Source organism: Corynebacterium sp. ACRQK, assembly GCF_022345965.1.
GTDB lineage: Bacteria > Actinomycetota > Actinomycetes > Mycobacteriales > Mycobacteriaceae > Corynebacterium.
Window position 1 is genome coordinate 17590 of sequence record NZ_JAKRMU010000006.1, and the last position, 12056, is coordinate 29645.

Annotated in this window: 8 protein-coding genes; 2 read left to right on the top strand and 6 right to left on the bottom strand. The window is 63.7% G+C overall.

The window, feature by feature from the left end:
* Positions 1–45: 45 nt before the first annotated feature.
* From MHX63_RS07595 to gltB, 4 genes are read right to left on the bottom strand one after another with little or no spacing between them, the layout of a single operon-like run.
* Positions 46–438 carry an RNA-binding S4 domain-containing protein gene (locus MHX63_RS07595; protein ID WP_239387970.1) on the bottom strand — a complete coding sequence of 131 codons (393 nt, stop codon included), beginning with the start codon at positions 436–438 and terminating at the stop codon, positions 46–48.
* 20 nt (positions 439–458) lie between these two features.
* On the bottom strand, positions 459–1154 hold the full coding sequence (locus MHX63_RS07600; RefSeq protein WP_239387971.1) for a LysE family translocator: 696 nt from the start codon (positions 1152–1154) through the stop codon (positions 459–461).
* A complete protein-coding gene (locus MHX63_RS07605; protein WP_239387972.1) occupies positions 1151–2689 on the bottom strand; it encodes a glutamate synthase subunit beta in 1539 nt (512 codons plus the stop codon). The genes MHX63_RS07600 and MHX63_RS07605 overlap by 4 nt, the downstream gene beginning before the upstream one ends.
* A complete protein-coding gene (gene gltB / locus MHX63_RS07610) occupies positions 2690–7297 on the bottom strand; it encodes a glutamate synthase large subunit (protein WP_239387973.1) in 4608 nt (1535 codons plus the stop codon). It lies immediately after the preceding gene.
* 353 nt (positions 7298–7650) lie between these two features.
* Between gltB and MHX63_RS07615 the strand changes: the two genes are divergently transcribed.
* Positions 7651–9984, top strand: a complete 2334-nt coding sequence (locus tag MHX63_RS07615; RefSeq protein ID WP_239387974.1) for an NADPH-dependent 2,4-dienoyl-CoA reductase — start codon at positions 7651–7653, stop codon at positions 9982–9984.
* A 32-nt stretch (positions 9985–10016) separates the two neighbouring features.
* Here the strand turns inward: MHX63_RS07615 and MHX63_RS07620 are convergent, their stop codons facing one another.
* The gene (locus tag MHX63_RS07620) at positions 10017–10697 is read right to left on the bottom strand and encodes a DNA-3-methyladenine glycosylase I (RefSeq protein WP_239387975.1); all 681 of its coding nucleotides are present in this window, start codon (positions 10695–10697) and stop codon (positions 10017–10019) included.
* 448 nt (positions 10698–11145) lie between these two features.
* On the opposite strand from MHX63_RS07620, the gene MHX63_RS07625 reads away from it, so the two are divergent.
* Positions 11146–11451 carry a hypothetical protein gene (locus tag MHX63_RS07625; RefSeq protein ID WP_239387976.1) on the top strand — a complete coding sequence of 102 codons (306 nt, stop codon included), beginning with the start codon at positions 11146–11148 and terminating at the stop codon, positions 11449–11451.
* Positions 11452–11493: 42 nt separating this feature from the next.
* Here the strand turns inward: MHX63_RS07625 and MHX63_RS07630 are convergent, their stop codons facing one another.
* Positions 11494–11811 carry a GlsB/YeaQ/YmgE family stress response membrane protein gene (locus MHX63_RS07630; protein ID WP_239387977.1) on the bottom strand — a complete coding sequence of 106 codons (318 nt, stop codon included), beginning with the start codon at positions 11809–11811 and terminating at the stop codon, positions 11494–11496.
* Between the last annotated feature and the right edge of the window lie 245 nt (positions 11812–12056).

Genomic DNA, 12056 nt, shown 5'->3' on the forward strand with positions numbered 1-12056 from the left:
TTATTGACGCCAACCGGCCTCCGCAGGCCAGGCATTCACCTAACGCTAGATCGCGTTATCCTCGCGGACATCTTCCAGGCTGACATTGCGCCACTTCTCCGGGTCGAAATCATCGTCCGCGGTGGACTCGTCGAAAAACTCGCCGAGGTCATCGTCGGATTCCGCTCCATTCGCATCACCTTCAGCGCCCGCCGCGCCCCTCGCGCCAGCCACCACGGCTCCCGCCAGCACGTCGCCAGTGTCCGCATCCACCAGGGTCACCTCGTCGCCCGGGCGCAGCGCCTTGCCGCGGCGGGTATCCACCGCGCCGTTGACCTGTACAACCCCGGCGGCGATGGCCTCCTTGGCCTCTCCGCCGGTCTCTACCAGGTTCGCCAGTTTGATGAACTGCCCCAGCTTGATTTCGGAATCGCGAATGCTGACCAAAGGAAACTCCATGGGCCTCAGTCTAGCGGGCTTTAGCCACCCACCAGCATCTGCACGCCCTCGAAGGCCAGGAACGCGCCCAGCACGACAAACAGCACCCCGGCCACCATCTCGATAAAGGGGTTGATGCGCTGGATTTTCTCCGCTCCCGCGGCCACCGCCAGGGCGAATCCGCAGAACCACGCCACGCCCACGACAGTCATCAAGACCAGCACCAGCAGCCGGTCCAGCAAGGAAACGTCCACCGGGATGAACTGTGCGAACACCGATCCGAAGAACAGCAGTGCCTTCGGGTTGGAAAGGTTCGTCGCAAGCCCCAGGCGCCAGGAAGCGAAGTCCCCCAGCGGTGCACGCGCAGCAGCCTGTGCTCCATCTGCGGCCGTTGAGGTGCTGGTGGCGTCATTAATAGAAACAGCGGGCAAGACCGCCCGGGCGCGCCAATCGCCGTACCCGGAGCGGAACGCGCCTTGGCCCATGTAGATCAGGAAACAGCCGCCGAACAGGTACAACGCTGTCAGGATCCACGGGAAGGTCGCGATCAGTGCGGCCAGGCCGAGCATCGTGACCACCGGCCACAACACATTGCCCGTACAGATTCCCAGCGCGGCGAACACCGCCGAGCGGCGCGAACGGGCACCCAAACGAATGAGCTGCACGGTGTCCGGGCCTGGCATCGTAATGGCCAGCACCCAGGCACCGAGCAGCCCTAGGTAAGCGGCTAGGCTCAAGCCTGCATCGCCACGTCAGTCGGGTTGATCGGGCGCGGCAGGGCGGTCTCGCCCATCAGCTCGCGATCCAGCTCCGCGGCGGCGGAACGGCCTTCGGAGATGCCCCACACGATCAGGGACTGGCCACGGCCCGCGTCGCCGGCGACGAACACCGGAATGTCCGCGAACTCGGCGTTGGTGGGCTGGGCGCGGAAGGTATCGTCGCGTTCCAGGCGGCCGCGCTCGCCGATCTGCAGTCCCAGGTCCCGCACCACCGGGGTCTCCTCGACGGAGACGAAGCCCATCGCCAGCAGCACCAGGTCGGCATCCATCTCGAAGTCGGACTCCGGGATGTTCTCCAGGCCGTTCTCTCCGAAGCGGCACTCGGCGCCCTTCAGGCCGGTGACCTTCTCGCCGTCGCCGGTGATCTCCACCGTGTTGATGGAGTAACGGCGGATACCCAGCTCGTCGCCCGGCTGGCGCTCGGCCAGACCCAGGGCGGCGATCTCGTCGGCGGACTCGTTGCCGGTCACGCGGTACTCGCCCTCCTCGTGGGCGGACGCCACACGCCAGATACGCGGGTAGGTCGGCCAAGGGGTGGATGCACCACGGGTCTTCGGCGGTTTCGGGGTGATGTCGAACTGGGACACAGAGATGGCGCCCTGGCGCAGCGCGGTGCCGAAGCAGTCAGTACCGGTATCGCCACCACCGATGATCACCACGCGCTTACCCTTGGCGTTGATGGTGGATACCTCGCGGTCGCCTTCGCAGACCTTGTTGGCCTCCGGCAGGTACTCCATCGCCTGGTAGACACCCTGCAGGTCGCGGCCCACGACGGGCAGATCGCGGCCTACGGTAGAGCCGATGGCAACGATCACGCCGTCGAACTCCTTCAGCTGCTCACCGGTGGGCGAGGTGTTGACGACGAACTTCGTGCCCTCGGCCTCCATCTGCTCCAGACGGCGGTCGATCCACTTCTTTTCCATCTTGTACTCGGGCACACCATAGCGCATCAGGCCGCCGATGCGGTCGGCGCGCTCGAAGACGGTGACGTCGTGGCCCGCGCGGGTCAGCTGCTGCGCGGCGGCCAGCCCGGCCGGGCCGGAGCCCACGACAGCCACGCGCTGGCCGGTCTTGAAGCTCGGCTTGATCGGCTTGACCCAGCCTTCCTTCCAGGCGTGCTCGACGATGGTGTACTCGACGGTCTTGATGTTCACCGGGTCGTCGCCGATGCCCAGCACACATGCGCCTTCGCAGGGTGCGGGGCACAGGCGGCCGGTGAACTCCGGGAAGTTGTTGGTGGCGTGCAGGCGGTCGTAGGCCTCGCGCCAGTTGCCCTTGCGCACCAGGTCGTTCCACTCGGGGATGATGTTGCCCAGCGGGCAGCCATCGTGGCAGAACGGGATGCCGCAGTCCATGCAACGGCTGGCCTGGGTCTGCACCTTGTCGTCGGAGAAGTCCTCGTAGACCTCGTTCCAATCCAGCAGGCGCAGCGGGACGGGTCGGTGTGCCGCCGACTCGCGGCGGTGCTTCAGAAATCCGCGTGGATCAGCCATTTACTTCACTTCCTCCATGATTGCGGCGGCGATGCCGTCGTTGTCCAAGCCTTCGGCTTCGGCCCGTGCGATCGTCTTGAGCACACGCGCGTAGTCGCGGGGCATGACCTTGATCAGATCCGCGGCGTTTACCTCCACGGTAGATCCAGTCAGGTCGCGGTGGGTCTGGATCGTCTGCTCGACCCAGCGCAGTTCTTCCTCGTCAGTGATCTTTTCGATGTCGACGAGCTCGGTGTTGATGCGGTCGGTGACGCCACTACCGTCATCCACCAGGTAGGCAATGCCGCCAGACATGCCGGCTGCGAAGTTGTTGCCGATCTTGCCCAGCACGATAACGCGACCACCCGTCATGTACTCACAGCCGTGGTTGCCCACGCCTTCGACGACGGCGGTGAGGCCGGAGTTACGCACGCAGAAGCGCTCGCCCACGGTGCCGCGGATGAACATTTCGCCGTGTACGCCACCGAAGCCCAGCACGTTGCCGGCGATGACGTCGCTGGTCGTATCCTCCGCACCGTGGTTGGCGGCCGGGCGGATGACAATGCGGCCGCCAGACAGACCCTTGCCCACATAGTCGTTGGCGTCACCGTTAAGGGTGAGCGTCATGCCATGGGTGGCAAAGGCACCGAAGGAGTTACCTGCGGAGCCCGTGAACTGCAGGTTCACGGTGTCCTGCGGCAGGCCATCGCGGCCGGCAACGCGGGAGATCAGCGAGCCGGTCATGGTGCCAACGGTGCGGTTGACGTTGGTGATCGGGTAGCTGAGGTCGATCGAGACGTCCTCGCCCGCAGCGGCGCGGCGGATCGTGTCCTCCGCATCAGAACGGATCTGGTTGTCCAGCGCCTTGTCCAGCGAGTGGTCCTGCTCCTTGGTGCGGTGCAGGTCCTGGTGCATGAAGGGGCTGTCCGGCTGGGCGAAGATGGGCGCCAGGTCCAGCTTGCCCGCGGTCTTGTGCTCTACTTCCATCTCGCCGCCGGTCAGGCACTCGGAGTGGCCCACGGCCTCTTCCAGGGTGCGGAAGCCCAGCTCGGCAAGATTTTCGCGGACCTCTTCGGCGATGAACTTGAAGAAGTTCACCACGTGCTCCGCCTGGCCCGTGTAGCGCTTTCGCAGCTCCGGGTTCTGGGTTGCCACGCCCACCGGGCAGGTATCCAGGTGGCAGACGCGCATCATGATGCAGCCGGAGACCACCAGCGGGGCGGTGGCGAAGCCGAATTCCTCAGCACCCAGAAGGGCCGCCACCATCACGTCGCGCCCGGTCTTCAGCTGGCCGTCACACTGCACGGTGATGCGGTCGCGCAGGCCGTTCATCAGCAGGGTCTGCTGGGTCTCCGCCAGGCCGAGCTCCCACGGGCCACCCGCGTGCTTCAGCGAGGTCAGCGGGGAGGCGCCGGTGCCGCCATCGTGACCGGAAATCAGCACCACATCCGCGTGTGCCTTGGACACACCGGCGGCGACCGTGCCCACGCCCTGCTCGGCGACGAGCTTGACGTGGATGCGGGCATCCGGGTTGGCGTTCTTCAGGTCGTGGATCAGCTGCGCCAGGTCCTCGATGGAGTAGATGTCGTGGTGCGGCGGCGGGGAGATCAGACCCACGCCCGGGGTGGTCACACGCACCTCGGCGATCCAGGGGTACACCTTGCTCGGCGGCAGCTGGCCGCCCTCGCCGGGCTTGGCGCCCTGGGCCATCTTGATCTGGATGTCCGTGCAGTTGTTCAGGTAGTGGCTGGTCACGCCGAAGCGGCCGGAGGCCACCTGCTTGATGGCGGAGCGCTTCCAGTCACCGTTCGGCTCCGGCTCGAAGCGGGCCGGATCCTCGCCGCCCTCACCGGAGTTGGACATGCCCTTCAGGCGGTTCATGGCGATCGCCAGGGTCTCGTGCGCCTCTGCGGAGATAGAACCGTAAGACATCGCGCCGGTGGCAAAGCGCTTAACGATCTCGCTGACCGGCTCGACCTCCTCGATCGGGATCGACGGGCGGTTGGACTTGAACTTGAACAGGCCACGCAGCGTAGCCAGACGCTCGGACTGCTTGTCGACCTTTTCGGTGTACTCCTTGAAGATGCGGTACTGGCCGGTGCGGGTCGCGTGCTGCAGCTTGAATACGGTCTCGGGGTTAAACAGGTGGTATTCGCCCTCGCGGCGCCACTTGTACTCGCCGCCGATCTCGAGCTCACGGTGGGCCCGCTCCTCAGGGCGGGGCAGGAATGCGGCGCGGTGGCGCTTGGCCACGTCGTCGGCGATCTCGTCCAGACCGATGCCGGAGATGGGGCTGAAGGCGCCGACGAAGTACTCATCGAGCAGGCTCTGGTGCAGACCCACCACGTCGGCCAGCTGGGAGCCACGGTAGCTCGCCACCGTCGCGATGCCCATCTTGGACATGACCTTTTGGATGCCGGCGGTCGCAGCCTTGATGTAGTTTTCCTCGGCCTCTTCTGCGGTGACGCCCACTCGCCCGTCGTTGGCCATCTCATTAACGGTCTCGAGGGCCATGTACGGGTTGATGGCATCCGCACCGAAGTTGATGAGCATGGCCAGGTGGTGCACCTCGCGGGCTCCGCCGGACTCGATCACCAGCGATGCGCGGGTGCGCGTCTTCTCCTGCACCATGTGGTGGTGTACGGCGCTGGTCAGCAGCAGCGAAGGGATCGGGGCGTAGCGCTCGTCGGACTCGCGGTCGGAGAGGATTAGGATGGTCGCGCCACCCTCGATTGCCTCGGTAACCTGGCGACGGATGCGGTTGATGGCCTCGCGCAAGCCCTTACCGCCGTGGGCGACGGAGTACAGCCCCGGGATGCGCACGGCCTTGAAGGCGCTCAAGTCCACGTCGGAGCCGGCGGCCGCGGCGTTCTCCGCCGCACTCGCCAGGTTGGCCAGTGTCTGGTTACCCAGAATCGGGCTGTCCAGGTGGATACGGTGGGCGGCGTCCGGACCGGGGTTAAGCACATCCGCTTGCGCACCCAGCTGGGTGAACATGCTGGTGACCATCTTCTCACGGTAGCTATCCAGCGGCGGGTTGGTCACCTGCGCGAATCGCTGCGCGAAGAAGTCGTACAGCAAGCGCGGGCGGTCGGATAGGGCGGCGATCGGGGTATCCGTACCCATCGAGCCGATGCCCTCGGCACCCTTGTCGGCCATCGGGCGCAGTAGGGTCTCGAGGTCTTCCTCGGTGTAGCCGAATACCCGCTGGCGCAGGACGATGCGCTCGTGGTTCATATCGATCGGCTTGGCGGTCGGCAGGTCGGACTCGCGGACCAGGTTCTCCTCTACCCACTGCTGGTAGGGCTGGTCGGCCAGCGCCTGCTTGATCTCCTCGTCCTCGATTACGCAGCCGCGGGAGGTGTCGACCAGGAACATCTTGCCTGGCTCGACGCGGGTGCGCTTAACGATCTCGCTGTCTGGGATGTCCAGCACGCCGGCCTCGGAAGCCATGACGACGAGGCCGTCCTTGGTGATCCAGATGCGTCCCGGGCGCAGACCGTTGCGGTCCAGGGTGGCGCCGATGAGGGTGCCGTCGGTGAAGGTGATGGCGGCCGGGCCGTCCCAGGCCTCCATGAAGCTGGAGTGGTACTCGTAGAACGCACGGACCTGCGGGTCGATGTGCGGGTTGCGTTCCCACGCCTGCGGAACCATCATCAACACGGCGTGCGGCAGGCTGCGGCCGGCCAGGTGCAGCAGCTCCAGGGCCTCGTCGAAGCGGCCGGTATCCGAACCCTCCGGGTCGCATATCGGCAGTACGCGATCCAGGTCACCCAGCACCTCGGAGCGCAGCTGGGATTCGCGGGCGCGCATCCAGTTCTCGTTGCCGCGGACGGTGTTGATCTCACCGTTGTGAGCAACCAGGCGGTAGGGGTGGGCCAGCGGCCAGGATGGGAAGGTGTTGGTGGAGAAGCGCGAGTGCACGATGGCCAGCGCGGACTCCATGCGCTCGTCCTGCAGATCCAGGTAGAACTCCCGCAGCTGCGGGGTGGTCAGCATGCCCTTGTAAACGACCGTGCGGGAAGACAGGGAGGGGAAGTACACGGTGTCTCCACCGGAGCCCTCGCCTGCACCCTTGGTGCCGAGTTCACGCTCTGCACGCTTGCGGACAAAGAAGGCGCGACGGTCGAGCTCGAGGCCCTCGAGGGGGGAGCCGTTGGCGTCAACACCAGAGATAAAGAGCTGGTGGAACAGCGGCTCGGCGTCGCGCGCGATGGCGCCCAGGCTCGAGTCGTCGACGGGGACGTCGCGCCAGCCGATGAGGTTAAGACCCTCTTCCTTCACAATGGCCTCGACGGCTCGCACCGCGTCCAGCGCGGCCATGCGGGAGTTCGGCAGGAAGGCGATGCCGGTGGCGTACTGTCCGGCCGGCGGCAGGGTGATGTCCTGCTTGGCCATCTCCTCCCGGTAGAAGCGGTCGGGGATCTGGATAAGAATGCCGGCGCCATCGCCGGTGTTCTTCTCCGCTCCGGCTGCGCCGCGGTGATCCAGGTTCACCAGAGCCTGAATACCCTTGTCCACAATGTCGCGTGTCGCGCGGCCGTGCATGTCAGCCACAAAGGCGACACCACACGCATCATGCTCAAACTGGGGGTCGTAAAGACCCTGGCGTGCAGGGTAGTTTTTCATGATTTACGGCCTAACTTTCGTCACAAGTACTGCATTTGCATATGCGAATAAAGTTGCAATCAGATCACAGGACTGGTGGTGACGTGAGTCTCCACCAGAAAACAGCTGTAGTTCCGGTCACACCATTTCGTCTTGGGTTATCTAGAGTGCACCTGCCGGTGCGAGCAGACAAAATTAGGCTTGCCTTACTCTTTCTAGCCTCTCCTTAGCGTGTGATCGAAGTAACTCTGAACTGCAATGATTGTCATGCATTACTCACATTTTGATACATACTTTAACGCGCGGCAGCCTGAATGATCTTGGTTTCCTCGAAAGCCCCACAAGTTTTTGCACGGTTAGGGATAATTGCGCCCATGACCAACCAGCCTTCTAACAACTCCTCTGACGCTTCCGTCCGCACCCTGCTGCCGCTGGCTACGGCGCCGGGCGCCACCGCCCTTACTGCCACCCCGGTGGAGGATCCCGCCGCCGCCTACAAGACCCTCCTCGCCCCTATCCAGGTAGGAAAGACCACCTTCCGCAACCGCGTGATCATGGGCTCCATGCACACCGGCCTGGAGGATTCCATCGAGGACGTGCCAAAACTCGCCGCCTTCTATGCCGCCCGCGCCGAAGGTGGCGTGGCCGCGATGGTCACTGGCGGTTACCCGCCGGTTCTGGAAGGCAACCTGACTCCCTACGGCACTCCGTTTAACACTCCGGAGATCGCCGAAGCTCACCGTGAGATCACCGACGCAGTGCACGCCGGCGACGCGAAGATCCTGCTGCAACTGCTCCACGCCGGCCGCTATGGCTACCACCCGATGGCGGAATCCGCCTCCGCCTCGCAATCGCCGATCAGCCCCTTCCCCGCCCGCGAGCTTACGGGCGAAGAGGTTGAAAAGCTTATTGACGCCTACGCCACCTCCGCCGCACTCGCCGCTGACGCAGGCTATGACGGCGTGCAGGTGATGGGCTCCGAGGGTTACCTGATTAACCAGTTCCTTGCGGAGCGCACGAATCAGCGCACCGACAAGTGGGGAGGCTCGGTGGAAAACCGCCAGCGCTTCCCCGTGGAGATCGTGAAGGCCATCCGCGCAAAGGTGCCGGAGGACTTCGTTATCGACTACCGCATTTCCGTGCTGGAGCTCGTCGAGGGCGGCCAGAGCCAGGAGGAAATCCTGCAGCTGGCCAAGAAGATCGAGGAGGCCGGCGCCGACCTGCTGAGCTCCGGCGTGGGCTGGCACGAGGCGCAGATCCCGACCATTGTGACCTCCGTCCCCCGCGGCGCCTTCGCTTGGGCGACCCAGAAGGTGCGCGAGCACGTGGACATCCCCGTGGTAGCCTCCAACCGCATCAACACCCCGGAGGTTGCCGAGTCCATCCTCGACGGCAGCTGGGACGGCGGCAACGGCGAACCCGCTGGCACCCCGCAGGCCGACCTGGTCTCCATGGCCCGCCCACTGCTGGCCGACCCGGAGTTCGTCAACCGGGCTACACGCGGCCTGAACACCGAGATCAACCACTGCATCGCCTGCAACCAGGCCTGCCTGGACCACACCTTTGAGAACAAGCGGGCGACCTGCCTGGTTAACCCGCGCGCCGCCTACGAGACCGAGCTGGAACTGCTGCCTGCACAGGGAACCAAGAAGGTCGGTGTGATCGGCGGTGGCGTGGCCGGACTCTTCGCCGCCGAGGCGCTGGCACTGCGCGGCCACGATGTCACCGTCTTCGAAGCAGCCGACACCCTGGGCGGCCAGTTCAACCTGGCGATGCGCGTGCCGGGCAAGGAGGAGTTCGTGCAGGCGCTACACGCGGTGGTCAACCGCCTGGAGGGTCTGAAGGTGAACATCTCCACTGGCAAGGCCGTTACCCCGGAGGAGCTTAAGGCCGACGGCTTCGAGGAAGTTGTTGTGGCCACAGGCGTGCGCCCCCGCATCCCGGAGTTCCCGGGCGTGACTGAGGGTCTGGAAGGCAAGATCGACGGCGTGACCGTCGCCACCTACGCCGAGCTGATCTCCGGAAAGAAGGCGCCTGGCGAGTACGTAGCCGTCATTGGTGCTGGCGGCATTGGCTACGACGTTGCGGAGTTCCTGTTGGAGGATCGCCAGGGTGCGCCGCAGTCCCTGACCTCCTGGAACAGTCAGTGGGGTGTGGTTGAGGACTCGGATGTGCACGGCAACCTCTCTTCCCCGCAGCCTGAGCGTCCGCAGCGCCGCGTGGTGATGCTGCAGCGTAAGCCGACTCGCATGGGCCGCACACTGGGCAAGACGACTGGCTGGGTACACCGCGCGGCGGTGGCCATGGGCGGTACGGAGCAGATTGTCGGTGTGACCTACGAGAAGATCGATTCCGACGGCCTGCACATCACCGTCCCGGTGGAGGACCCGAAGGTCACCCTGAAGAAGATCAAGCAGATCAAGTCCGGCACTTTCGAGGGTCGCACGCTGGACCGTGTCGAGAAGCAGGAGCTGCTGGAGCAGATCGAACGCGAAACCAAAGAAAACCGCGAACCGCAAGTCATCGACGTGGACACGGTCGTGCTGTGCACGGGTCAGGAGTCCGTGCGCCCGGAGGGCGCCGAGAAGAGCGACGCCGAGCAGGACGAAACCTCTAACGTCCACATCATCGGCGGCGCGGATGTCGCCGCGGAGCTGGACGCCAAGCGTGCCATCCGCCAGGCTGTGGAGCTGGCCGCGCGACTCTAAGCACCCTAGAGCACAGGCTTGGCTCTTCCGGGCTATCCAGTCTGGGTGGATCCCTCGGACGGCTCCACGATCCGGTCGTCGACCATTCCGATGGCCTGCATCAGCGCGTAGCAGGTAGTGGGGCCTACGAACTGAAAGCCCCGGCGCTTCAGCTCCTTCGCCAGCGCCTTGGATTCCGGCGAGGTCGAGGGCACCTCAGCCAGCGTTGCTGGACGGGAGTGTTCCGCTGGGGTGAACGACCACACAAGCACCGGCAGACCCGGGGCCAGTCGATTGGCCGCCCCGCCCAGAACCTCGCGGGCGGGTGAATCCTCCGGCAGCTTTTGGTATTCCTCCACACGGCGCAACTCTAGCGTCGCCTTGGCGTTTTCATAGAGCGCCCCGTGCTTGCGAGCATTACGAATCAAACGTTCGTCCTGCAGAGCGGCGCGCCTTTGGGGCTCGCTCATTTCGGTGATGCGCTGGGCGTCAAAAAGAAAGAACACAGAGCGAAAATCCCGCCGCTTGCGCAGGATAGTGGCCCACGACAACCCGGATTGGAAGCCTTCAAGGGCGATGCGTTCCAACAAGCCATGCTCAGTGATGACGGGGCGACCCCACTCGTTGTCGTAATAGTCCAGCTCAATCTCGCTGCGGAAGGCCCACGGCGGACGCGCGACCCCTGATTCATCAACAAGCTGCCCGGTGTTGGTGGTGAGAAGTTGGCCTTCCATCGGGTTCCTTTCAACTACGGCCAGGCACATGAGACAAACATGTGACATGGACTTGGTGTGCGGGATTTGGTGTGCGCTCGCGAGCGCTGGTAGACATTGAACAGCGTAACGAAAAGGTTGGACGGGTTGGCGTGTAGGCGGGCCGCCAACCCATCCAGACAACAGGGTTATCCACAGACAACCCTGCCTGTGAATAGCCCTACTTGGGGGTGGGAACAGGTGGAGGTCATCTGGCATTACACCCCTGGAATTGGGATAGCCCCACAACGAAGGGGCCGACGATACTAGGCTTAAAGAAACCCAACAGTTTCGACTGTTCGTTCCTCTTGCTCTTTAAGTTTTTGTAAGGCTACACGCAGCCCTGCAGAAGCCATGCAGAGTTTCGCCGCTCCTGCGCATGCAGCTGAAACAGAAAGCCCCACTAAGATCTACGAACCGGAGAGGACCGATGCAAAGCCAGCAACGCGATACGGGCACGTTCCGGGCGGTATCCGTCCAACGTGGCGGCTTCGTCGATGAGACGGGCACACCGGCCGTAGACCCACAGAAAAAAGGCCCCCAACCGATGGTTGAGGTGCCTCTGCAGGAAGAGTCCAAAAGTGGCCCCTTCCGCTCCTATTTCTTTATTGGCACGCTGATCTTTATCATCTGCGCACTGATTATCCTGCTGCTCGTACTATGGCTGGACCTTGGCCTTGAAAACGAAAGCACACGCTTGGGGGAAGGCACGCTTTCTATGTTGCCGGTAAGCTAAACCCAGATCCGGCCAGTAACTGCAGCTACTTCTGGCGGTTGCCTATTTCTTGCGGTTTCCGGTGACCAAGCCGACGATGAAGAGCAGGATGCAGGCGCCCAGCAGGCAAGTCAGGAAGCTCCAGAACTTGCCGCCACTGCCGACCCCCAGCAGGCCGAGGACCCAACCGCCCAAGAAGCCACCGATAATGCCGACGATGATGTTGAGGAAGAAGCCCATCTGCTCGTCGGTACCCATGATCTTGGAACCGATCCAACCAGCCAGGCCACCGATGACAACCCAGCCGATCATGCCCAATGGCGGAACTGCAGAGCCCTCAGCGAGTAGGAAAGCATCTGCCGCAAAAATTTCAGTAATCATGCTACTCAGCATACCGACCATGATCAGGAACTTCGACAGCGCGAGCTCCAACGCAAACTCCAGCTAGCCAGATTTCCCCAACCAAATTGGCAGGGTATTCACATATATGTATAGTCACAATCGTGAATCGATCTCTTAGTTCCTTCTTGTCTTCCTTTCAGCGCTTTGCAGTAGCTCAGTAGCTCTGTCGCTCGTGCTCGCCAGCAGGCCATCAAGATCTTCCCGGAGTCCATCAAGCACGGCTG